Annotated in this window: 25 protein-coding genes; 9 read left to right on the forward strand and 16 right to left on the reverse strand. The window is 32.8% G+C overall.

From position 1 onward, the window contains the following. Positions 1 to 243: 243 nt before the first annotated feature. Both HS5_RS06205 and HS5_RS06210 read left to right on the forward strand, forming a co-directional pair. The gene (locus HS5_RS06205; protein WP_236753298.1) at positions 244 to 1401 is read left to right on the forward strand and encodes an AAA family ATPase; all 1158 of its coding nucleotides are present in this window, start codon (positions 244 to 246) and stop codon (positions 1399 to 1401) included. Positions 1402 to 1432: 31 nt separating this feature from the next. Further along, on the forward strand, positions 1433 to 1753 hold the full coding sequence (locus HS5_RS06210; RefSeq protein ID WP_236753299.1) for a hypothetical protein: 321 nt from the start codon (positions 1433 to 1435) through the stop codon (positions 1751 to 1753). On the opposite strand, the gene HS5_RS06215 is transcribed toward HS5_RS06210, so the two are convergent. The 4 genes from HS5_RS06215 to HS5_RS06230 all read right to left on the reverse strand — a co-directional run bounded on the left by HS5_RS06215 (position 1746) and on the right by HS5_RS06230 (position 3561). Continuing rightward, positions 1746 to 2036, reverse strand: coding sequence for a 4a-hydroxytetrahydrobiopterin dehydratase (locus tag HS5_RS06215; protein WP_236753300.1), 291 nt, complete (start codon positions 2034 to 2036; stop codon positions 1746 to 1748). The genes HS5_RS06210 and HS5_RS06215 overlap by 8 nt on opposite strands. A gap of 82 nt (positions 2037 to 2118) precedes the next feature. Then, complete coding sequence (locus HS5_RS06220) at positions 2119 to 2919, reverse strand: gamma-glutamylcyclotransferase (protein ID WP_236753301.1); 801 nt, start codon at positions 2917 to 2919, stop codon at positions 2119 to 2121. Beyond that, positions 2919 to 3209, reverse strand: a complete 291-nt coding sequence (locus tag HS5_RS06225; protein WP_236753302.1) for a hypothetical protein — start codon at positions 3207 to 3209, stop codon at positions 2919 to 2921. Before HS5_RS06225 ends, HS5_RS06220 begins: the two co-directional genes overlap by 1 nt. Further along, complete coding sequence (locus HS5_RS06230) at positions 3193 to 3561, reverse strand: NfeD family protein (RefSeq protein ID WP_236753303.1); 369 nt, start codon at positions 3559 to 3561, stop codon at positions 3193 to 3195. The genes HS5_RS06225 and HS5_RS06230 overlap by 17 nt, the downstream gene beginning before the upstream one ends. A 34-nt stretch (positions 3562 to 3595) precedes the next feature. Between HS5_RS06230 and HS5_RS06235 the strand changes: the two genes are divergently transcribed. Both HS5_RS06235 and HS5_RS06240 read left to right on the forward strand, forming a co-directional pair. Next, positions 3596 to 4906, forward strand: a complete 1311-nt coding sequence (locus HS5_RS06235; RefSeq protein WP_236753304.1) for a thermopsin family protease — start codon at positions 3596 to 3598, stop codon at positions 4904 to 4906. A 24-nt stretch (positions 4907 to 4930) separates the two neighbouring features. After that, entirely contained in the window at positions 4931 to 5728 is a 798-nt protein-coding gene (locus tag HS5_RS06240; protein WP_236753305.1) for a slipin family protein, read from the forward strand. Between the two features lie 126 nt (positions 5729 to 5854). On the opposite strand, the gene HS5_RS06245 is transcribed toward HS5_RS06240, so the two are convergent. The 3 genes from HS5_RS06245 to HS5_RS06255 form a co-directional block, all read right to left on the reverse strand. After that, positions 5855 to 6253, reverse strand: a complete 399-nt coding sequence (locus HS5_RS06245) for a rhodanese-like domain-containing protein (RefSeq protein ID WP_236753306.1) — start codon at positions 6251 to 6253, stop codon at positions 5855 to 5857. 99 nt (positions 6254 to 6352) lie between these two features. Then, positions 6353 to 6712: a DUF2203 domain-containing protein gene (locus HS5_RS06250; RefSeq protein ID WP_236753307.1), complete on the reverse strand. Its 360-nt coding sequence runs from the start codon at positions 6710 to 6712 to the stop codon at positions 6353 to 6355. Positions 6713 to 6767: 55 nt separating this feature from the next. Further along, positions 6768 to 8744 (reverse strand): 4Fe-4S binding protein, encoded by a 1977-nt coding sequence (locus tag HS5_RS06255; RefSeq protein WP_236753308.1) that lies wholly within the window; start codon positions 8742 to 8744, stop codon positions 6768 to 6770. Between the two features lie 176 nt (positions 8745 to 8920). On the opposite strand from HS5_RS06255, the gene HS5_RS06260 reads away from it, so the two are divergent. Continuing rightward, the gene (locus tag HS5_RS06260) at positions 8921 to 9751 is read left to right on the forward strand and encodes a hypothetical protein (RefSeq protein ID WP_236753309.1); all 831 of its coding nucleotides are present in this window, start codon (positions 8921 to 8923) and stop codon (positions 9749 to 9751) included. Between the two features lie 53 nt (positions 9752 to 9804). Further along, entirely contained in the window at positions 9805 to 12150 is a 2346-nt protein-coding gene (locus HS5_RS06265) for a M1 family metallopeptidase (protein ID WP_236753476.1), read from the forward strand. Here HS5_RS06265 and HS5_RS06270 read toward each other — a convergent pair. Both HS5_RS06270 and HS5_RS06275 read right to left on the reverse strand, forming a co-directional pair. Beyond that, positions 12136 to 12834, reverse strand: coding sequence for a hypothetical protein (locus HS5_RS06270; RefSeq protein WP_236753310.1), 699 nt, complete (start codon positions 12832 to 12834; stop codon positions 12136 to 12138). The genes HS5_RS06265 and HS5_RS06270 overlap by 15 nt on opposite strands. Before the next feature lie 5 nt (positions 12835 to 12839). Continuing rightward, a complete protein-coding gene (locus HS5_RS06275; protein ID WP_236753311.1) occupies positions 12840 to 13895 on the reverse strand; it encodes a radical SAM/SPASM domain-containing protein in 1056 nt (351 codons plus the stop codon). Positions 13896 to 14005: 110 nt separating this feature from the next. On the opposite strand from HS5_RS06275, the gene HS5_RS06280 reads away from it, so the two are divergent. Next, positions 14006 to 14416 (forward strand): hypothetical protein, encoded by a 411-nt coding sequence (locus HS5_RS06280; protein WP_236753312.1) that lies wholly within the window; start codon positions 14006 to 14008, stop codon positions 14414 to 14416. On the opposite strand, the gene HS5_RS06285 is transcribed toward HS5_RS06280, so the two are convergent. The 7 genes from HS5_RS06285 to HS5_RS06315 all read right to left on the reverse strand — a co-directional run bounded on the left by HS5_RS06285 (position 14408) and on the right by HS5_RS06315 (position 21076). Then, positions 14408 to 14977 carry a hypothetical protein gene (locus tag HS5_RS06285; protein WP_236753313.1) on the reverse strand — a complete coding sequence of 190 codons (570 nt, stop codon included), beginning with the start codon at positions 14975 to 14977 and terminating at the stop codon, positions 14408 to 14410. The two genes, HS5_RS06280 and HS5_RS06285, sit on opposite strands and share 9 nt — an antisense overlap. A gap of 383 nt (positions 14978 to 15360) precedes the next feature. Beyond that, on the reverse strand, positions 15361 to 16425 hold the full coding sequence (locus HS5_RS06290) for a glycosyltransferase family 2 protein (RefSeq protein WP_236753314.1): 1065 nt from the start codon (positions 16423 to 16425) through the stop codon (positions 15361 to 15363). Positions 16426 to 16455: 30 nt separating this feature from the next. Continuing rightward, a complete protein-coding gene (locus tag HS5_RS06295) occupies positions 16456 to 16926 on the reverse strand; it encodes a hypothetical protein (protein WP_236753315.1) in 471 nt (156 codons plus the stop codon). A 182-nt stretch (positions 16927 to 17108) separates the two neighbouring features. Next, positions 17109 to 17747 carry a TenA family protein gene (locus tag HS5_RS06300; RefSeq protein WP_236753316.1) on the reverse strand — a complete coding sequence of 213 codons (639 nt, stop codon included), beginning with the start codon at positions 17745 to 17747 and terminating at the stop codon, positions 17109 to 17111. After that, complete coding sequence (locus tag HS5_RS06305) at positions 17744 to 18463, reverse strand: SDR family NAD(P)-dependent oxidoreductase (protein ID WP_236753317.1); 720 nt, start codon at positions 18461 to 18463, stop codon at positions 17744 to 17746. Before HS5_RS06305 ends, HS5_RS06300 begins: the two co-directional genes overlap by 4 nt. Positions 18464 to 18472: 9 nt before the next feature. After that, positions 18473 to 20401 (reverse strand): thioredoxin domain-containing protein, encoded by a 1929-nt coding sequence (locus tag HS5_RS06310; protein ID WP_236753318.1) that lies wholly within the window; start codon positions 20399 to 20401, stop codon positions 18473 to 18475. Between the two features lie 30 nt (positions 20402 to 20431). Then, a complete protein-coding gene (locus tag HS5_RS06315; protein WP_236753319.1) occupies positions 20432 to 21076 on the reverse strand; it encodes an LPXTG cell wall anchor domain-containing protein in 645 nt (214 codons plus the stop codon). A gap of 179 nt (positions 21077 to 21255) precedes the next feature. Here HS5_RS06315 and HS5_RS06320 point away from each other — a divergent pair, with 179 nt between their 5' ends. Both HS5_RS06320 and HS5_RS06325 read left to right on the forward strand, forming a co-directional pair. Next, the gene (locus tag HS5_RS06320) at positions 21256 to 22143 is read left to right on the forward strand and encodes a hypothetical protein (protein WP_236753320.1); all 888 of its coding nucleotides are present in this window, start codon (positions 21256 to 21258) and stop codon (positions 22141 to 22143) included. Beyond that, the gene (locus HS5_RS06325; RefSeq protein ID WP_236753321.1) at positions 22106 to 22630 is read left to right on the forward strand and encodes a DUF5591 domain-containing protein; all 525 of its coding nucleotides are present in this window, start codon (positions 22106 to 22108) and stop codon (positions 22628 to 22630) included. Before HS5_RS06320 ends, HS5_RS06325 begins: the two co-directional genes overlap by 38 nt. Positions 22631 to 22633: the final 3 nt, after the last annotated feature.

Genomic DNA, 22633 nt, shown 5'->3' on the forward strand with positions numbered 1-22633 from the left:
TCTGTCTCAGACTTTTAAACTATAATACATTCTTAAAGGTATTATTAATATGATCACTATTAACATTGAATAGAGAAAATAATTAGTTGAATAAAGTTTAGGGTATTCTTATAGGTGAAACTCTTCTTTTATACGGTAGAACCGGGGAGTTAAATTCCGTGTATTACTATTCCAGGCCAAAACCTGGTGTTACTATGAGTAATATCTGAAACAACATTTAACTATTGAAACTATTGAAACAATGTGATTCGAGAGACATTAAAGGGAGGAAAAGGAGAGGTCATAAAGAATCCTAAGGTTTTCATAGATCCTATTTCAGTCTTTACTGAAATACCTTATAGGGAAGATATAATTAAGGAGACTGCGATATCAATTAGATATTTCGTTAAAAACGATGTAAGGTTTTCCAACTTATTCTTAGGACTTACTGGTACCGGGAAGACATTTGTTGTTAGATATATCCTGAACGAGATAGAGGAAGTTAAAAAAGAGGATGAGGAATACAAGGGCGTTGTTCAGGCTTACGTGAATTGCAGAGAAGTTGGAGGCACACCTCAAGCAGTATTATCTGTTCTGGCAGAGAGATTAACTAACGATATTGTACCGAAGCACGGTATAAATTTGGGTGAATATATAGAGAAGATTAAGAATGCTGTAGAAACTAAGAAGGCCATAGTTTATTTAGACGAAGTAGATACATTAGTTAAAAGGAGGGAAGGCGATATTGTACTATATCAACTTCTTAGGGCTGATGCAGAAATATCAGTAATTATGATTAGTAATGATATTAATGTAAGGGATTACATGGAACCTCGTGTATTATCATCTCTTGGTCCTTCCGTCATTTTTAAGCCATACGATGCAGATCAGTTAAAAGAAATCTTGAGCAAGTATGCGGAGTACGGCTTATTCAGAGGGACGTATACTGATGAGATCTTAGCTTATATCGCAGCAATTTCTGCAAAGGAGCACGGAGATGCTAGGAAAGCTGTGAACTTATTATTTAGGGCTGCTCAGTTAGCCTCTGGAGAAGGTATAATAAGAAAGGAACACGTTGATAGAGCAATAGTTGAGTATGAACAAGAAAGGCTTGTGGAGGCGATTAAGTCTCTTCCTTTTCATTATAAACTAGCTTTAAGAGCATCTTTGGATTCGGAAGATGTAGTAACTGCCCATAAAATTTACGTTGATCTTTGTAATAAGTTAAAACAAAGGCCTTTATCGTATAGACGATTTTCTGATATAATTTCAGAGCTTGACATGTTCGGGATAATAAAGATAAAGATCCTGAATAAGGGCAGAGCTGGAGGTATAAGGAAGTATATAGAGGTTCCAGATAGGGAAAAGATTATGAAGGCGTTAGACGAAAATTTAGCTGAGGAAATGGGGTATGAGTACTAAAAGAAACACTGCAACTATACGGTGATGAGAGATGCTATGGGAGAAAGTTAAAGAATTAGAGGAGAAATTTTTACAAGTTCAGAAGGAAAGAGAAAAATTAGAGGAAGAACTAACGAAGCTTCCGTCTGGGCATATAGATAAGAAAAGGATTGGTAACCATGTGTATTATTATTTAAGGTATTGGGAGGAAGGAAAATTAAAAAGTAAATATTTAGGTAAAGATGCCGATGAACTTCAACAGAAGATAGAGTATTCCATGGATATTAGGAAGAAAGTCTCTCTACTGAGAGAAGAGGAAAAACGACTTCAGAAGATTTTAGATAGAATAAAGAATAGCCTGGAATTTACATAACATGTGTGCTTAGATCGTCTATTTTTTCAGCCAATTGAAAATCTAACTCGGTTATTCCTCCCGCATCATGAGTAGTTAATTCAATTACTACTCTATTGTAATATATATGAACGTCGGGATGATGATCTAGGCTATCCGCAACTGGCTGTATTAACTTGAGAAAGTTTATTGAATCGTCAAAATTCCTAAATTTGAATTCTTTAACAAGTTTATTATCCTTATATTCCCAATTATTTAAATTTTTTAACTTATTCCCTATTTCATCTTCAGAAAGTTTATTCATAAAAAGTATTTGTGGAGATCGTTTAAAAATATGAGTTCAGCCTGGTTCATTTAATTTCATCGATCATTTCAGGGCTCACTCATCACAATCCAGTACTTATCTTATCCCATTTCCTCTTTAAGCCTTCAATTATTGAATTCCTATAAAAGTCTGTAGGCTTCCCTTCTTCCTCCTTATAATCTGAGATATAAGCCTGTGCAAAATATTCTCTTCCTTCTTTGTCCTTTACTTTTATAACATCTCTGACGTATTTAATTAAATGCTCCTCTGCCTTATCCAAAGAGTTTAATTCGTCCTCTAGCATTACATATATATAACCATAAACATTACCTCCTTTAGATTCCTTCAAATTAGCGCAAAGTCCGTACTTGCATTTAATATTAAATATGATTCTATAATCCTCTAAGTAAGCTTCTATCTCCTTCATTATTTCTTTAACCCCTCTCTCCTTTAGAATTTCAGGGTTAGTATTTTCTGCATAAGCAAAATAATTAACAATTACGGGCATTCCAACCCATCTTGAATAATCTCCCGGTTCTATTTCGTCTCTGAATTCTATTCCATGGTTATATCTGTAAAAATTTACATTATCAAGGTAATATCTCCTCTTTTGGTCAAAATGAACTCTAGTCTTCTCTCTTATATATAAATCATCTTGTCTTCCCCTATAATCTTCTATTTCGTCCAAAAGGCTTATTAATTGATCTTCTACTTCATATACCTCTCCCCAAACTGTTCCGTCTCCTTTTACAACTCCAGGGTAGTTTCCTATATCGTACATCTTGTATCCTTCTATAAAACCTAATCCTACAAACCTGCTGTCTTTAAGTAGGTGATGAAGTTCAAAACCGTATCTTAAAGTTCCATATGCAAATAAGTACATTATGTATCACTACTCTCCAAGTATTCTATCCACGGTTTTAATTCTTCTAAATTCATCTTTCTTATAGTTTCATTGGATGTGTTTTTAATTTCTGCATACAGAATTTGCATATTTCCTTCATTATCTTTCTTACCATGTATTTCTACTATTCGATAATCTTCTCCTTCTAAACTTGATGCGTCTTGTAAAGATGGAGTAACATAACTTATAATAATATTGTTACCATTCTCTAATATACTGAAATTGCCATAACTTTTTAATTTTTCCAAAGATCTAGATGATAACTTCATTATTTTTATTTTTTCTCACTATAAGCTTTAAATCTTGCATCCCAATTACAACTACTTCGTCTCCAGAGACTATTGGCTCTTCAGCTATAGCTTTCCAATATTCTCCTTCTATCAATACATAGCCTTCCTTTCCTTTAGGAATGTCATCTACAGCCTTTCCTATTTTTCCTTTATATGAGTATAAGTTCCTCTTTCTAGTTTTTATTATTACATAAACTATTCTATAACTGAGAAATCCAATTATAGCAAATGATGGTATATCAATTATAGGATCGGAAATATATCCAGTAATAACTAGAATTATGATCAAGACTATTATAATTATAATTGGAATAACTATGTAGTGTACCACAATTTTATTATAGTTTAGGTAATTAAATAATCTTATGAATGCACTGTTATCGCTAGGTTTAATACTATTAATGTTGCTTCCTTTGTCTTCCTTTGTTCTTACTCATTCATCTCCAGTAAGTCCTACATATCCTTCTGGTATTTCGTTTTTCCCTTTAAATAAGGTAATTTATACAACAGAAGTTATGGGTACAGTAAATATAACTGCACTTAACATAGGGGATTCTTACTTTTCTTCTGGAGGATTTTTTACTAGGGGTAACGCTTCTTTACAATTAAATGTGATGATAGACGGTAATTATTGGGCGCAAGATGTTGCATTATTTCATGAGATAAATTGTAAAAAATTTGAAATAACAATGATAATAAATCTCTGGAATTTATCTGGTCCGTTTAAAACCTTAAAAACTAACGTGACTACGTATCAAGGTATAGGAGTTTATCTATATCAAGGTCCTACATTTAATATTACTCTTCCTAGTAATTTCTCACTTTTTATGAAGATATCAAATAACCTTGAGTTTGGATATTGTATAGACGGTAAGAAGTATATTTACCAAATATTACCTTATTTTGGAAGTTTCCAAATAGGGAGTCTATCTATTCTAGGTTTGCCTAACGACTTAGAGTTCGTCTGGGGAGGGCCAGGATGCGGAAGTGAAGTATGTATTTATGGTGAAATGAATGAAGAAATATACTATTTACAGCAGGGAAAATTAATAATACCTTGCTCAGCTTTTTCTATAGGTTTAGATACTGCTGAAAGCGCGTATGGGCTTAAGGTATTGGGAAATTTTGAAAATATTTCGAATCCATTCGCTTGTGTTACTAAAGGAGTTAATTCTCCATCGGTTTTATGGCCTATACCGCCTAAAATAGTAGTCCAGTCTAATGGCAGCATAAAACATGTTAAGCTTTGTATTAACGGATTTTCATTATCTGACCAGAAAATAGAGGTCTTAGTTCCTTCAACTAATTTATCCTCACCTATACCCTTTACATCAGTAAAAGACCTAGGATATACGAACGACAATGGAGAAATAACTTTCAATATTTCCTGTAAAGATTTATATATAATTTACTATGTAGGTAATTATTCATTATCATCGGCCTACTATATCTCTTCACCTTTATTAGCTCATATAGTTTCTTCGATAAAGTCTGCATATAATTCGTTGGTAAGCTTCTTAAAGGGCTATAACTTTAAGCATGCTTTATCATCATCATTCTCAAAAATTAAGTATAAATCATCAAGCGTTAGTGTAAATTACTTGCTTTTAGAATATATAGGAGCTTTTGCTGTAGGAATCTTAGTTTCTGCTATCTTAGCTAAATATAAGTTTTAAACTTGAAAGTAGACTATATAAGATATGGATACAGGTTTAATAATTGGTTTAGTCTTACTTTTGATAATAATCTTAGTATTTGTAGGAATGTCATTAAGGCAAGTAAAGGAGTGGGAAAGAGCTGTAGTGTTAAGGCTTGGTAGAGTTTTAGGAGTAAAAGGCCCTGGCATAATTTTTCTAATTCCTTTTGTTGATAGACCGGTAATAGTTGACTTAAGAATAGTTACAGTAGATATACCTCCTCAAACGATTATAACAAAGGATAACGTGACTATATCCATAGATGCGGTAGTATACTATAAAGTATTAGAACCTATTAAGGCAGTTTCAATGGTTTATAACTACAGGTCTGCAGTGTTGAATATTTCACAAACTTCTTTGAGGGATATTGTAGGGCAGATGGAACTTGATGATGTATTGAGCAAGAGAGAAGAAATAAATAGGAAATTGCAAGAAATACTTGATACTTACACCGAAGCCTGGGGAATAAAAGTTACTGCAGTAACTGTAAGAGACATAAAGATTTCCCCAGATTTATTATCTGCAATGGCTAGGCAAGCAGAAGCTGAAAGGCAGAGAAGAGCTAGAGTAATCTTAAGTGAAGGAGAAAGGCAAGCTTCAACCATATTAGCTGAAGCCTCTCAAGCCTACAAGAATAATCCTGCTGCTCTTCAACTTAGATTCTTGGAAACTTTATCTGATATATCCCAAAAAGGAGGATTAATAATTGTAGTTCCTGCGGGTCAAGAGCTATATCCTACTATATCGTTAGCATCCTTCGCAGCAAATTACGCAAAACAAGAAAGTATAGGACAGAAATAAAAATATTTTTAACTTTACATTGATAAGGCTTCAAGTACTAAATATTCATCTAGTTCCATTGTTATCAAGTATTCAATTAGCTTGTGACTTTAAAAATCATAGCCAGTAGGTTCTATAGACAAAAGTCTATTCAACAGAATCTAAAAGTCTCATCCATTTTTTACCATTCTCATCAATTCCGCTTGCAACTTCATATCCCATTGCCATCCATCCTACCATGCCATATTGCATATGTATTGCCCTCTTTTTGTATATATGAGGCATCCCGTATGTTGCATATAATGCTCTATTTCCATGTTCGCATATTACTGCAACGTCAGTATCTGGTAAAAATTTTGATAACGTATCAAGATAATCTAATGGCATTAATATAGATCCTGGTATATGATGATCTTCATATTCTTCTGGAGTCCTTACATCTACTAATGTTATTTTATTTAGTTTCCATAATTTTCTTATTGAGGAAGGAGGTAAACTAAGGATGTGTTTGTAATAGGGGGTGGTGTATTGCTCAACAACTTGCATAGGGTAAAAATGGTTATTATACTTAAATATCTTTCTTTTAATACAAGTGTTATAAGTTTTTTAAGAAAATTAAGAAATATAAAAATTATTTCTTCTTTGTCAAGTATAACTTAAAATATCTTCTTTTCCTGTTATTTTCTTTCTTCCCGCAAATCCCTCCTCAACATAATGCCAAAAGTTTACTTTTTCTTCTCCGTCTTTCCAGCACAGATAAGCTGGTCTTCCATTGATTACTGCAGGGAAATCTATTATGCCTAAATCTGGATCTCTAATTATTATTCCTTGAGACGTTATTTCTTTAATTATCTTATCAATCTTTTTAGTACCTTCGCCTAATGCTTCTTTTTCTCCTCTGATTAAAGCTTCCTCAATTTGTAATCTAGTTTTCCTAAGTTCCTTTATTTTTTCCTTTACCCATGGCAGTAAAGAATTAGCAGTATTTAAATCAAAGTAAATCATAAGAAAAAATAGTTAAACTTGGATATTAAGAATGATGAACCTTACAAGGGCTGATTTATGATGTCCTGGCTTTCCCTGATTTAAATACATTCCTTATATCTACAATTTCTAAGTTCTCATATGGGCAAGCCTCTACACAGTCTCCACAACCTACGCAGGAAATTCTGTTAGTATAACCCTTAGATAGAACATCAGACCTTATAGGTATTTTAACAGGACAGCCAGTTTCGCAGTTTACTGTTTTGCAGTTCCTGCAGGTATCTATAGAATCTGCCCTTATCTTGAATAGTAGTTTATTAAATAATCCTGCAAAGTTTCCGAATCCGCACCATCCTTGTCTTGCGCATGCATAAGTACCAAATACTGGAGTTAGGAAGAAGAAGAACCACCATATATAGTTCAGCGTAAACATTCCGTAAAAGTCAAACAAGGGTATCTGTAACTTACCTATTGATGGATTCTTAGCTATTCCCATGAAGATTAGTGAAGAATATACGAATACCAGAATCATTATTCCTAAGCTTACCCATTTTAAGTAGTCCCATAATTTAGCGGATTTTTTAGGTTTAAATTGGTCATAATATATGTTAGTCCACATGTGAGCGGACATACACACTAAGTTACAGTACGCTCTTCTTCCAAAGAGGGTTGAAGCAATTGCTATAGCCAATAGTGACAAGCCGAACGAGAGCAATGTTGGTGCAAACGCAGGATTAATGTGAGAAAGCATTCCGCTCATTCCGAAAATATACGTAGGCGTATAGTAAGGGAGTAACCATACGAATAATGGAATTCCAACAAGGATAGCAATTGCCCATCTTTTAACGTTAGAGTTCTTTGCGGTTTTGAATCTCTCATAGACTAAGTAACTCATTTCGGCTCCCATCATAACTACATAGAACGGCATCATTGTAGTCATCATTATTAACATGTAAGAAGCCCAGAAGCCTGCAAATAGTATGTTGTGAGTTGCCATTATAGCTTGCTTATATCCCATTAGCGTCATACTCCAAGGATCTGTGGGAAATATCCACCACCAATGATTGGTAGTAGGACTCCACATTAGCGTGTGCATTCCTGCCATATTCATTATGTGCATTTTTGACATATGCGTAGAAGGCATCCATAAGTTGTTAGTTACTCTAAATCCTAGTACACTTTCTCCAAATCCCATAGTTAATTCTGCAAAATTTATGAAAATGACAAACATGAGGGGATATTTCAATCCTATTTTTATTTTAATATCCTTAAATCTGTAAAGTACTAAAGTAAAGTACCAGAGCATGGAGGCAATCATTCCTATAGAAATTGTGTAAAGGTCTTTAGATGTAGCATATATTGATAAACTAAGCATCATTACAAAATCGAAAAATCCTAACGATATTGATAGTAACTGTGCATTGAAGGTTAATTTTCTAGATTCTATCAAGTATAATGTTATTATATTAACTATCATTATTACTGATGCAATTAAGGATCCTACCAGTTCCGTGTATGCAGAGAATGTGAAGAAGATATTTGGCATGAAAGCCATTGATGCTGAAAACGTAAATAGTGCTAACTCCTCGATTTTTCTTGGAGATAGAGCTAAGAAGAACAATGAATCTGCAAGCATCATAACTCCGAAGGCTATGTTACTTACGGAATCAATTATAGGATTTATATGAGGCCCAAATGCTTCGGAATAAGCATAACCCATTGCAATCTCATCAGCTACTATAGTTAAAGCTAAGGTTAGAGCAGAAGTCTTATCTTCTCTCCATCTAGTGACTACATTCTTCATTATAGTGGAGATTACTATAGGTATTGAAGCTATAATTAATGAGAAAGGTTCTATTAGTATATTTCCGTGAGAGAACAGTATGTAGGCTATATCTACCGCCTCTACGGACATGTAAAGTAAGACTGAGCTTACGAAGAATATAGCCTTCTTATTTACAATGGATCTTCTTAGCAAATAGTACAGTATTATAAAATCAGCTGCCATCATTCCAATTATATAAACCAAGATTGCCAATTGTAGATCATTCATAAAAATAATTTCAATTCATGCTATATATAAACCTTAGTTTTAATGTTTAGAAAACATACAAAATTTTAATTTTCTTACCTTTATTGCCCACAATTGATCTGCTAAGTTAAATTACTTGTAGCCAAAAGTGACAGCTTTATGGTTTATTTTAATTAGGTTAAATAATAATTTTAAGTATGATTATAAGGATAAGTAAAGGCAACGTTACATACGCTATACAAAATTTTAATGGTACTATTCATGGTGATAGTGCCTATGAGATAGGCAGGGCATTATATTTTATTCAAAAGGCCATATATTCCATACCAAGATTATACGGCAAGGTAAATAATTTTAGAGATCCTCTGGATTCTTGGAAAAAGATATTTGAAAGTACCTTAGCCGCTATTATTTCCTCTATGCTTACTGAAGGAAGAATAAAGCTTTATGTTAACTTTGAAATTGAAAGTGAAATAATGAATATAAAAGGTAAAATTGAAGGGAACAAGGTAAGCTTATCTTCTAATCTACTTAAGATCCCTGACGGATTATCAAATGATTTGAAAGGATTAATTCTTCTTGACTCTTTTTATTTTAATAGCTTGGAGAAAATGAAACCTTACATTTTGCCTTCAACTAGAGATGGGTTTTTGGCGTCATTTTACAAGTTTATAGTATTACAAACGGAAGGAGTTTCTGGAATTCCTAAAAGTATGGGATTAGCTGCTGAATTTATCAATTCAATTCTGATAAATCCTGGCTATAAAGACGAAATATTAGGGCATCAGATTACTGTAAATGATGAAGGACTTTTTGTAGATGAGCAACCCGCATATAACTCCTTTTCTGAAGTTCTTAGTTTGTTCTCGCTAAAGTATTTCCTATTAAATTCTAAAAGTGATAATGTGGTGATCATCGAAGATGTTGAAGCACATCTAAGTAGTGAAGGAAGAGCTCTTCTTAATGAATATTTAAGGTCGGCTAAATGTAAAATCGTTCTTGTAGGTTACAGTAAGTTTTCAGAGTAATATCATCTTCTATACCCTAAGGCAAGTTTTTAATTAGATCTTGAAAGATTTAGATTATGCAGATAGATTCATATGATGTATTTATTGAGTTTGATTTCAAAGGATTAAAATATCATGGCATAGAAAAGATAAAATTGGCTACTGAAGACAAATTAGTCTTAGACGCTGATGGAGTTAAAGTTACCAGGGTAAGCATAAACGGTAAAAACGTTGATTTTATCTCTGATGAAAAAACAGTGACAATATCTACAGGTAATTTTTCTGGTATTGCTGAAGTTGAGTTTGAAGGCAAAGTAAGAGATGATCTAGTAGGAATGTATATCGCTCCTTACGATAGTTCCTATATTTTTACTACACAATTTGAGTCTTCTCATGCCAGGAAATTTATTCCATGTGTAGACAATCCGTCTTATAAGGCAGAATTCAAATTTACCGTAAAGGTTGACAAAGATCTGGACGTTATATCTAATATGCCTCCACAGGAAATCTACTATGAGGAAGATAAGAAAGTAATAGAATTCTTAAAGACACCTAAAATGTCTACATATTTAATTTATATGGGGGTAGGAAAATTCGAAGAGTATTATGACTATTCTTCCCAACCTACGGTTATAGTGGCAACAGTTCCAGGTAAGATTTCTAAGGCTAGAATTCCTGCAGATTTTGCAAGAAAGTTCATTAAGTTCTATGAGGATTACTACGGGATAAAGTATCAGTTGCCTAAAGCTCACTTTATTGCTATCCCAGAATTTGCGTTTGGAGCTATGGAAAATTGGGGTGCAATAACGTTTAGAGAAACAGCGTTACTTGCTGACGAGAATTCTAGCATAAAACAATTAAGAAGAGTTGCAGAAGTAATAGCCCACGAGCTTGCGCACCAGTGGTTCGGAGATTTAGTTACTTTAAAATGGTGGAACGATTTATGGCTAAATGAGAGTTTCGCAACTTTTATGAGTTATAAGGCTGTAAATTGGCTTCATCCAGATTGGGATTATTGGGGCGAATTTTTATACAGCGAAACTGCAGGAGCAATGGAGAAAGATTCTCTACACATAACTCACCCTATAGAAGTTGAGGTAAAAAGTCCAGAAGAGATTGAGCAGCTATTTGATGATATAAGTTATGGTAAAGGAGCTAGTATACTGAGGATGATAGAGTCTTACATGGGAGAAGATGAGTTCAGGAAAGGTATATCTGCTTATTTAAATAAATTTAGATTGTCAAATGCAGAAGGTAAGGATTTATGGCTCAGCTTAGAGGAGGCGTCAGGGAAGCCTATTAGTAAAATCATGCCTTCGTGGATAGTTCAAGACGGCTATCCTATAATAACTGTAAAAGTTGGAGATAATTCAATTAAATTCGAGCAGAGGAGATTTATGCTTGATGGCAGTACTGATGATAAAATCTACATGGTTCCTTTAACCCTAGAAGTTAATGGAAATAAGAAAATTTCACTGCTTCTTGATTCTAGGGAGAAGGAATATAATGTTGGAGAGAAAGTGAATTCAATAAAGGTTAATCTAAATAGAGCAGGATTTTACAGAATTTACTATAATGATTTGAAAATTTTAGGGAGTATGAATCAATTGGAAAAATTTGGATTAGTAAATGATTACTTTAACTTCCTTTTAGCTGGAATCATTACATTCAATGAATACGAGAAAATAATTCAAACTATGATGAATGAGGAGTCATATCTACCAGTACTGGAAATTGCTTCACAACTCTTTACACTGTACGCAATAAATCCTAGTAAATATGGTAATTTAGCTTTACAATTTCATAAATCTCAGGAGAAAATATGGAGAGGAAAGACTGATGCTTTGGGCAAACTTACCTATTCTAGCATAATAGAAAATTTAGTTCAGATGGACTATAATTTTGCCTTAGAGTTATCTAAGGAGATGAACAACTTTTCTTCTTTAGATCCTAACAAGAAAGACGCTGTAACAATGGCATATGCAATAGTTAATGAGGATTCAGTATTTGATGAGATTTTAGACAAATATAGAGAAGAGAAATTTGATGAAGTAAAATTAACGTACATTAAGGCTATGCTATCTTTTAAGAAACCTTATCTTGTTACTAATACCTTAAGCCTAAGTCTAACTGGAGAAATAAAGAAACAGGATATAGTTAGGATATTACCTATAGTAGCATATAATGTGGAAGTTAAAGATGCAGTCTGGAATTGGTTGAAGACTTACATGAATAATATTAGAAAGTATTATGAAGGAACTGGAATATTTGGAAGAATATTATCTAATGTAATACCAATCTTAGGTATAGGAAGAGAGAAGGAAATCGAGGAATACTTTGCCAAGCAATCTGTACCGGAGGCCGAAAATGGAATAAAACAAGGAATAGAGAAGTTGAAAATACTTTCAAAGCTTGCTTAAGTTTGTTATATAAGATATGATTTTTATTGCATCATTTTTTTGAATTTCGTCGTATGCAATAATTTCGGATTGATTTTTAGAATTTAAGTTACATGCTAAGAGATATGATTTATTGTCTATTATAACTACGCTGAAACTTAGTGGATTGCTTTCTATGATGTTAAGCTTCTTCGATAGAGTATTTCTTGTTGAAGCTAATTCATCTGAAGTCTTTTGTACTTCTATATTAAGAGTGCTAAGCTCGTTCTCTCTTTTCTTTATCATTTTTCTCATATATAAGAACTGTATTATATTAATTATTACGAGGATGGATGTTACAGTAAGAAATATAAATGAATACATCATACTTCTGATAAAAAATATCAAAATAATAGATATTGAAATTACTAAAATAATGTATCTCAATCTGGAATAAATGATAATTTTATCTCTTAGACTTAAGTAACTTTTCTTTATTCTATTTTCATCGTCTTTCTTATAGCTAATTTTTTGGTTCTCTAACCATCTGGCCCAGTTCTTATCAGATGTTATTATAGTAGTTTGAACTCCGCTAGCTGCTCTATTTACTATAGCATCTATAAAATCCTCAGAAAACCCACCAGTAGCTATAGTTATTTCGTCAGTAGCTCTATTTAATAATTCCATTATCTTGGGAAATATATTTCCTGTAACTTCAATCTTCATACTTATCACGGTATTACTTCAGTAGAATCTGATGTTGGATCGTATTTTAAATCACTTAGCCTTATTATCCCTTGTTCTATTAATTCCTTTACTGTTGGAATTATGGATAATACAGTCCTTAAATACTCTTTAGTTATTTCATCAACTTCTTTAAATCCTTCTTCTCCCCAATAATTCTCTTTCATAGAATACAAGCATCTTCCACCACAGTATTCCTTGAACTCACATTTCTTACATATTTCTGGAAGGGGATCTTCAAGGAGCTTAAAACCAGAGTTAACATTTCCTAAAACAGCCCAATTTTCCCAAACTGCAATAGGACAGGATAATATTCTTCCGTCAGTGGTAACAGAAACTGATTTATAACCAGCTCCACAAGGAGATCCTTTATATCCACCAAAGAAATAAGCGCTCAGTACCCCAAGGATGGGAATTATTTTTAATACTTTACCTCTCTTTAATTCCTCCAAAAATAAGTTTACTAATTTTCTAATTCCAGGTAAATAAGATTCCTTAGCCCATTTTTCAACGTTCCATTTGTCACTCCATATTACGTTTAACTGCCAATGTATCTTATCAAAAACTTCTAAGCTCAGTAAATGCGTAACTTCTTTATATATATCAGAATCTTCTGTCACAGTCATTCTTGCGATAGTCTCTATACCTAATGACTTAAGGTAGCCTGCATTTTTGATCACTATATCATAAATATGCTTACCTCTATGTTTCTCGGTTATATCTTTTCTTCCATCTATTGATAAAAGCGCAAGGTTGATTTTCTTCCAGTATTCTTCTGACAGAAGTTTAACAAGTGTTCCGTTGGTCTGTATTCCAAACCTTTTTGCTTTTACATTGTCTAAAAATTCTATAATGAATCTGGGATTAGATAATGGCTCTCCTCCATAAAATATAACTGTAGACTCTGGATCATTTTCAATCAATTTTTTTAGCTTATCAATATTATATTTTATACCCCAGGGAACTATATTCTTAGGAAAAGATCCTCCGCAGTAATCACATTTTAGGTTACATTTACCAGACGTAAATACTAGCCATAACACAAGTAAAATACGCAGTATCTTTTATAAAATAATCGCTTAGTGTCAAATATTAATTGATATAAAAGAGAAATATTCATAACATTTATAATTTATAGATAAGAAAATAACGTGTGGTAAACTTATTTAAATTAAGCAGGATCTTGATTTTACTAGGTGTTGCAACGTTACTTTCTAGTATAATTATAGGTGATATGTTACTTCAGACTAATTCGACGTCTCAAGAACTTACTATACCTCCCCATTGCACAATCGTAACTAGTTTTAATTCAAATAGTATAGTGATTTTTCAAGGTAACGATGTTAATATTCATGGGAACAATATATATACAATAGGTTGTAAGGTTATTAATTTACAAGGGAAAGCTGGTATAGTAAATAACTTATCTCATGCCGTTTATTTGGATGAAAATATAATATCTTTACCAGAACTCTTATATATTCTTATATTTCCTCTGATTATAATAGGTGGTATTATTTTCATTTCTGGAATCTTAATTTCAATGTATCTGAAATTAAGATAACATTTGTGAAGCTAATTTCGAAGCTATATCTTCTTGGTATTCTTTAATCTTATAATATAAGAGTAATGCCTTAGATAGTCTTTCCATCGCATTATTCAGCGAATCTTTATCCAAAGGTCTAGTAATGTCTATAGATATCCTTAAATAGTCATCAACATTCTCATATTGTATTCCCTTGCTTCGTGCAATGTCATTAACTATATCAACACCGTTAAATGTCTCTAAGCCTAAGTCGGAGGAAGTAAATAATTTGTCTCCTTGTATTAGTATTGTGATAAACTCTCGCCAGTATCTTGGCTTATATAGTGCCTCTCGGAATTTATCTATTTTTTCAATTTTATTTAAGAACGAATTTTTTATATCGTCTGAAACTTCTATCGGATATATTAAAATACCATAAGTATCGAATTCTTTTGTTAGATACTTCCCTTCTTTTCCAGATATAATTTCCCAATCATCGTCACTAACTATAGTATATTTAGAGATTGAATCTCTGAACTCATAAAGATTGAAATGTATCTCTATGGTAGCTTCAGTTGTGGTCCTTTCATCATAACTCATGCAGTGCTCGACCTCATCATACTGTATAAAATTTTAATTCATATTCTAAAAATTTATCTTAATGGGGATTCAAAGGGGCGGAAGACCTCATCAGTGATGAATGGATAGTACTCTTTGTATTTAAATCTTGGTTTGCATTCAATATTTTGATGATAGTCATCGACAGGGTAAGTGTCATCGAGACGCACCTAAGCGAGGGTTAATGTGGTACGCCTTTGCTCTAATCAGTAGTACTGTGTTGAATATTGGATCCGGGGTTGGAACGACTCTTAGTGCCTGTGGAACTTCGCTCTCTACTGTGCTGAAGTACTGGCAAGGTGGGTTTATGAAGCAGGAAGCTCTGTCCGTTAGGGCAGTTCACTTCCATTGATCAAAGGAGAGTATCATTGTTTATTTTCTATAGTATAGACTTTATCTCTCCATAACACTTTCTTTTTTCTCCAACTTAATATTAATACTATCCAAGCAAAATATATACCTATTATAGAAAATAGCGAAGGAAATATAGCTTTCTTCCCAAGCCTTCTACCTCTAAGTAAATTCTTTATTATCCATAACAAGAAAGGCAAGAAAAGAAGAGGAATCCCAGTTAATATAAGGAATACTAGTAAAAATGATATATACAATCCAAACACTAAAAATGCTTTAGCTCCTCTATAGGAATAAATTTTCACTGTTAAGACTTGTCTTTGTGCCCATTTAAATAGATTATACTCGTCATAAACATTAAGCGGTATTGCGTTTCCTATAAAGCCTATTTTGCCTTTTCTTTCTTTTACGATCTTAGTGAGAGTACAGTCGTCGCACCACTCGTTACTTAAGCATTTAATGATATCTTCGTTAAAGAAACTCCTTTTAAACGCCATTGATCCACCCCATAAAAATGTTCCGCCCAGTGCTTGAGATTCAATACCTAACGTCCAAAATCCTGCTCTTATTAAATTCCTTAATGTTAATTTAGCTGGGCTAGCAAAAGAAAACGTGGTTGTAGCCATATATTTGCTTAATGGCAATGTTAGCTCTCTCAGCCAATACTTAGGATACCATGTATCTGAATCTCCAAAGACTATTATATTTCCATTACTTCTAAGTAAACCAGAAAGTTGAGCTCTTATTTTTCCACTACATAAAGTACAATTATAAAACGTATGTGTTATCTTTACATCATATTTCTTAAGTATGTTCTCTATTGTCTCTCTATAAGGATCGTCAGGATCTATAACATAAATTATTTCTAATGGCTTAATATCCTGGTTAAGTATCGATCTTACGTTTTCTTCTAAATTAGTATCAAGTCCTCTAATAGGTATAATTACACTGATCTTTCCGTGGTAATTGCCTCCTTTAGGCTCTTTAAAGAATTTCTTATTTTCAGCGTATATCTGTAATAGTATACCTATATCCAATAAAATACTTGAAAATGTTACTACTAAGATAACAAGATTCATAGTAATATGAACTATTCTACATAAAAAATGTTAACTAGCATTAGAGATTATTTTCTCTAAAAATTTTTTTATTTCCAAATATCTTTCATCTAAAGTAGATATATTACGTACGACTCTAGATATTTTAGAGTCTGAGATCCAATTATTACAATCTTCAGACAAGAAGGTCTCTATATTATTAGTGTTTAACCAATATACAACTTTTATACAACTATTATTAGTAAATAACGATAATTTTAGTCTTCTCTCGCTTTCAAATCGTGAACTATTTTTTAGAAAATCTCTTCCTAGATCGTAATCTATATAGTTTATGTTAAAATCTAAATATCTTTCTGGCGAGAGGCTTTCCATATTAAGGTTCTCTACAAAATTTCTAAGTAAAAGAGTAGGTAGTTCGTATCTCAGATTATTTTCTGTTAAATCTTCTATTATTCCTTGTTTGAGAGAATTTAGTACGAAATTTATTTCGTCTATGGCATCTTTACCTTTTTTTGTTGACAAATTATTGAAGTCAAATAACCTATTATTAGAAAATGTAACTCTACAGTCTTTTGTAAATAATCTCAAATATTTACACGAAGAGCTGGCAGAAAGTTCTATAATATTACCTCTATTATTGCAGTAAAAATTTAATGAATCCTGTTTACAAGAAAATTTTATACTTATTTCTCTAATCCACAAGCTTAATCGCCAATAATTAATGTTGGCTCTTTTTTCAATGCAGATTCCCAGAACATTATTTCAAATTTCACACTATTTATGAAAGGGACAACAAGAGTTTCAGAGTAATTTACAGAATTTAATGCTTCGAGTATTGAGTCTATTCTTGATTTATACTCATCAGAAGCGTAAAACTGAGCCCATTTTGAATATAATTCATTAGGAGAATCTTTAACTAATTTGCCTACTTCATAATATCCCCACATGCATGGAGCCCAAGCAGCTAGGAATTCTTCCCAACTTTTAGTTGAGTAATAATATAAGTGTCGTGTATATGCATAATTAGCTAAAGAGTATCCCGTACTTTGTATTTCATCGTGCGAGATTCCAAGTTTTGATAGTAACCAACTGTGGACTTCCATTCCCTTATCTCTAGTATCAAATATTGATTTTAGAATCTTAGTAGAGTGAGATAATGGGGCTAGAGAAGATGCTCTTAGTAAGCTTTTTAACATCATTTCAACGTATTTCGAATCTTGTATTAGATAGTATTTGAAGGAATCCATATCTAAGCTTCCTTCTCTCATTTTTAATACAAATTCATGCCTGACGTAGTTATCCCATAATTTTCCTGATTTTTCCTTTAAAATTTCGCTGTTCATCTTAGCCTTGCACCTCCATCTACTGGAATTGTAACACCATTAATCCATTCTGCTTCATCAGTTAATAACCATGTTATAATTCTTGCAAAGTCTTCTGGAGGGGCTTTTATATCTCCAAGCTTTCTTAATTTTTTCCAGTCTCTGTCTGGTTGAAATTCTCCGTAAATCCAGCTAGGTGCAATTCCTACTACTCTTATTTGCCTATCTAAAAGCTCAGAAGCTAAAACTTCAACTGCCTTTGCAGTAGCTGACTTAGAAATAGCATATGAAAGCTGATTTGGCAAAGCTTTGTCTATTCCTCTCATTGCGGATATTAACACTATAACTGATCCATTATTAAGGTAATTTAGCGCCTCGGAAACTATGTAAAGCGGGTATTTCATGTGATTATTTATCATTTCATCTAATCCACTTAGGTTTTCTACGCTATCCTCTATGTAACCTCCTATAGTAATTACCAGTCCATCAAGCTTTCCTTTAAGCGTTTCGTAAGATTTACTTATTACTTCTTTTGCTGAGTCGCGATCAGTTACTCTCTTCGCTACGTAATTTATTTCGCCTAAATCTTTTAGCGAGTCAATAATTTCCTTTAATTTTTCTTCATTTCCAGAATTAATGATAACCTTAGCTCCTTCTTTTAATAGGAAATAAGCTAATGCATATCCCAAACCTTTACTTACTCCTACGATTAGAATGGATTTATCTTTTAACCTCATAAAAATATTTTAGCTTAACTTAGTTTTAAGTAAGAGCTTAATTTTCTCCATCTCAAAAATCGGCATACTGCATGTATTACCTATGCAGATGTACGCTCTACTCTTTCCTCCATTATCGTTAAGCATTGCCCTCAATGATAGGTCTAATCTATCCTTAATATCGTCAGAAATCTTTTCTACAACCTTTAAAGGATAGTAAGTCGTTAAAGCCTCCTTATGTAGGCTCTCTGCATTACCATCTTTTTCGTCAACTATAACAACGTGCGCAATTCCGTTTATTAGACTCCCTGCAGAAAGTAACAATCCAGAAACAAATGAGGGATCGGAATTTACTAAATTTGATAAAATCTTCTCTGCATTAACGTCTATTCTATTTATCAAGGATAGCTTGAGAATTCCTCTTATTGCCAGAGAATTTGGAGACTCGTTAGGCATTTCTCCATAAGGTAATTCTCCATTAGGCTCTTCAAACCCATCATCTTTTAAAAAATCTTTTAATTTAGAGTACAGTTCAAGTGATAGCGAATAGTATTTTTCCTCTGCTGTGACTTCATAAGCTGAAATCGAGGCTAATAGAGCTGTAGCGTAATCTTCAAGTAAGCCTTCCTTGCCCCCGTTAAGCCTTCTAGTTACTGTTGGTGTTAAATATTTAATAATCTTCATACCGTCTTCAACTTTTAGAGAACTGAATAGAACTTCAGCTAATCTGTAGTTAGGATATGAATATGAATTTTCATCTACTCTAGGAAATTTTCTATTTTTCTGTCTATACTCAAGCATTTTCTTCCTTAAATCCCTGAGCTTTTGTAAAGTAACTTTAATATTCGAGTTTATGAGTCTCTTGGCTTCTGATAAGTCTGTTCTTAATATTTTTCTTCCTTCAACTACTCCGCCTTCTTTCCTTAATCCAAATAGCTTTATTCCTAATTCATACTCCTCTCCTAAGGCATTTCTAATTTCCTCTTCAGTCCAAGTATAATATCCTCCTTCTACGCCATCACTATCTGCATCTATACTGTTTGAAAATGCTACTGAATTTTCTAAATCCCTTTTTATAAATTCATAAGTTAAATTATAAGCTTCGAGAAATTCTGCCTTTCCTGTAGCTAAATAGGATATATAATAGTCTTCTAGTAATTCTGCGTTATCTATAAGGAGTTTTTCAAAATGTGGAGTTAACCATTCTCTATCTGTAGTATATCTATGAAATCCTCCCCCCACTTGATCAAAAATTCCTCCTTCGAACATCTTAGTTAAGGTAAAATTGTTTAACTTTTTGCCTAGGTCGTCTCCAGTCCATGCTGAATAAGCTAACATGAACTCATCAACTTTCGGATGAGGGAATTTCATGTTGTTGCCAAGTCCACCGTATTCTAGATCGTATGCTGAAGTCAGAATAGAGAAGGAAGATTCTATTAGTTCCTTGTTAAGATTTCCTTCATTTTCAGTTTTAACCTTTATGGATAAAGGAATTGAGGAATTTAATATTTTATCTCTCTCGTTGTTCCAAAGTTTAAGAATTTCATTTAATAACCTCTTGAATCCTATCCTTCCATAAGAATCCTCAGGAGGGAAAAAAGTTCCGCCAAAGAAAACGTTACCTTCTGGGGTCATGAATACTGTAAGAGGCCATCCAGATTCTCCAGAAATCTGACTAACTATTAACTGTAGTTTTCTATCAACATCTGGCATTTCATCCCTGTCAACTTTTATTGCAATAAAGTTCTCGTTAACTACCTTAGCAATTTCTGAGTTAGAGTAAGTTTCGTCATCCATAACGTGGCACCAGTGACACCAAGCAGCTCCAATGTCAACTAGTATGAGTTTATTTTCCTTTTTTGCCATCTCAAAGGCTTCTTTCGACCAAGGGAACCAATTTATTGGTTGGTTAGAAGCTTCTCTTAAATATAAGCTTTCAGAATTTGCCAGACAGTTCATTGTATAATTTTGTTAAAATAAAGTTAAAAGTTAAGTTGGACTCTGTTTTCTTTTAATGTATATATAAAACCCTCCTAAAATTACGAGTAAGCCAATACCAAGGAAATTTATTGAGGAGGAGACTGAAGACCTAACTTTTCCGAAATTAGCAATTATACAAGTATTATTGCTAGCAATTACCCACATTGTTGGATAAGTATAATTATTATTCCAATTTGTAAAAGAGTCGCCATCTCTTCCTTCTGCTTTAAACGTTAATAAGTTTCCATATAATACTTTCAATTTGGTAGATTGATTTATTATTTCCTTACTACCATTTTGGAAATTAATTATAACTTTTCCGTTTCCGTTAATTTTTACATTAATCCAAACATATATTGGTACGGATTTTATTATTATTTGCTTTAAATTCTCTGTATTAAATGTTAATGAAGAGGTATTTTTACAGTTTATTGAAACATTATAACCTATTATTGAGTCGTAAGCATTTATAGTAACTGAAGTATTAGGCAGAGATAAAGTAGTATTTTTACTTATTAATTCTATATGACCACAATATTCTACAATAGCTGAGATTCCTTTACCTTGAATAATTATATTTATTGTATAAGCTGAAGATAGCGTTGTAGTAGTAATTAGAAGCAATATTGCTAATATTTCTAATTTTTTAATCATAAACTTTATTCCATCTTTAAGATGAAGAGAGGAAAATGAAACTCTTTTAAACATTCTTGCTTATAATAAGATTAAATGAAGACCTCAACCTAACCTGAAGAATGATGATGGGTTGTTCCTCCTGATCTATTGGTATTATTTTGTATATAGATAAATGTTAATTAATCGCCTGGTTTATTGTGAAAGTATTACTCGGAATACCAGATGAGAGAATCCCAATCTGGGAATTAGGTACACCATTGATGATTAATCAACTTGTTTGGAACGATATTCCTTGGAGTAATGAAACGTGGGTGGATAGTGGCGGATATCAAATAATGGTTAAGGGATTTTCTCTTAACATTGATGCAGTATTAAAGAAATATCTTTCCTTAAAAGCAGATAATTTCATGAGCCTAGATATACCATCGTTTTGCACAGATGTTAATGAGATCAATTTTAAGAATTTTGAATATTTATACAGTAAAGTAAACGTAATGCCCATAATTCATGCTTATACTCCAGACGGTATTGAGAAGGCTGTAGAGTTTTACTCTCAATATACAGATAAGATAGCTTACGGAGGTATAGTACCACCTTCATTAAAAGGAAGCAAGAAGTTAGTAATCATGATTTACCATTACCTAAGGAGGAAAGTAAAATACCTTCATGTGCTAGGTGCAGGATCACCTTATATGCGAGAATTATTCTTCAATGCAGATAGTGTGGACACAGCTACTTACAGAATAAAAGCTAGTATGGGTCTTGTCATAATTCCAGGAAAGGGTGAAAGATACGTAGGAGATAGAAAAATAGTATGGAAAGCAAAAAGGGCTACTACTGATGATATAAAGCTACTGTTGGACTTTCTAGAAAAGACTAAGTTTCCTTATAAAATAGATTTACAAAATTGGATTAGTAGAGCAATCATTAATGCATGGATATTAGTGAACTCGAAGTACGATGAGCATAATTATTTAATAGACTTTTCAAGGAAAATTAATAAAATGGGTTCAGATTATCTAAAAGGAGAAATAGAGGAAATCTGCAATGCAATGTCCACCTCTTTCGGGTCCAGCAATAATTAAAAAGGAAGATCTTGATTTATTTAAACATCCTGTAGTTAGAAAATGGTATGATTTCTTCTTGGAAAACTGGAATTCTAATAAGAGGATAGCATTTCTATTACCTTGTACTACAGTTAAGCCATATAACAGATCCCGTACTCATAAGTTAGCATATTCTATTGCAAGAGAAAAGGATTACATTCAATTTTATTCTGTATCAGAGCCCATGCTTCTAGTACCTAGAGAGTATGAGGATTGCTATCCTTTCAATTCCTATGATTATCCGCCGTCAATGATGACTGAAGAAGAGAAACAAGAATTTGTTGAACTTCTCTCTATTATGCTTAGGAAAATTTCTTCTCAACATGAAAGAATAGTTGCAGTACTTCCAAAGCATCATTACAATATAGTTAGCAAAGCTTCAGAGAAAGCTAATATTAAAGTAGAGCTTCATCCTTACGGTAGGTTAGCTTTTAAGACCATAAGTTATGTACTAAAATCATTATGACGG

The sequence above is a fragment of the Acidianus sp. HS-5 genome (assembly GCF_021655615.1).
Taxonomy (GTDB): Archaea; Thermoproteota; Thermoprotei_A; order Sulfolobales; family Sulfolobaceae; genus Acidianus.

Bases quoted from the DNA above. Each gene is read 5' to 3' on its own strand.
- HS5_RS06210 (WP_236753299.1), top strand. From the start codon at position 1,433: ATGCTATGGGAGAAAGTTAAAGAATTAGAGGAGAAATTTTTACAAGTT.
- HS5_RS06215 (WP_236753300.1), bottom strand. From the start codon at position 2,036: ATGAATAAACTTTCTGAAGATGAAATAGGGAATAAGTTAAAAAATTTA.
- HS5_RS06220 (WP_236753301.1), bottom strand. From the start codon at position 2,919: ATGTACTTATTTGCATATGGAACTTTAAGATACGGTTTTGAACTTCAT.
- HS5_RS06225 (WP_236753302.1), bottom strand. From the start codon at position 3,209: ATGAAGTTATCATCTAGATCTTTGGAAAAATTAAAAAGTTATGGCAAT.
- HS5_RS06235 (WP_236753304.1), top strand. From the start codon at position 3,596: ATGAATGCACTGTTATCGCTAGGTTTAATACTATTAATGTTGCTTCCT.
- HS5_RS06240 (WP_236753305.1), top strand. From the start codon at position 4,931: ATGGATACAGGTTTAATAATTGGTTTAGTCTTACTTTTGATAATAATC.
- HS5_RS06245 (WP_236753306.1), bottom strand. From the start codon at position 6,253: ATGCAAGTTGTTGAGCAATACACCACCCCCTATTACAAACACATCCTT.
- HS5_RS06250 (WP_236753307.1), bottom strand. From the start codon at position 6,712: ATGATTTACTTTGATTTAAATACTGCTAATTCTTTACTGCCATGGGTA.
- HS5_RS06255 (WP_236753308.1), bottom strand. From the start codon at position 8,744: ATGAATGATCTACAATTGGCAATCTTGGTTTATATAATTGGAATGATG.
- HS5_RS06260 (WP_236753309.1), top strand. From the start codon at position 8,921: ATGATTATAAGGATAAGTAAAGGCAACGTTACATACGCTATACAAAAT.
- HS5_RS06270 (WP_236753310.1), bottom strand. From the start codon at position 12,834: ATGAAGATTGAAGTTACAGGAAATATATTTCCCAAGATAATGGAATTA.
- HS5_RS06285 (WP_236753313.1), bottom strand. From the start codon at position 14,977: ATGAGTTATGATGAAAGGACCACAACTGAAGCTACCATAGAGATACAT.
- HS5_RS06290 (WP_236753314.1), bottom strand. From the start codon at position 16,425: ATGAATCTTGTTATCTTAGTAGTAACATTTTCAAGTATTTTATTGGAT.
- HS5_RS06300 (WP_236753316.1), bottom strand. From the start codon at position 17,747: ATGAACAGCGAAATTTTAAAGGAAAAATCAGGAAAATTATGGGATAAC.
- HS5_RS06305 (WP_236753317.1), bottom strand. From the start codon at position 18,463: ATGAGGTTAAAAGATAAATCCATTCTAATCGTAGGAGTAAGTAAAGGT.
- HS5_RS06310 (WP_236753318.1), bottom strand. From the start codon at position 20,401: ATGAACTGTCTGGCAAATTCTGAAAGCTTATATTTAAGAGAAGCTTCT.
- HS5_RS06315 (WP_236753319.1), bottom strand. From the start codon at position 21,076: ATGATTAAAAAATTAGAAATATTAGCAATATTGCTTCTAATTACTACT.
- HS5_RS06325 (WP_236753321.1), top strand. From the start codon at position 22,106: ATGCAATGTCCACCTCTTTCGGGTCCAGCAATAATTAAAAAGGAAGAT.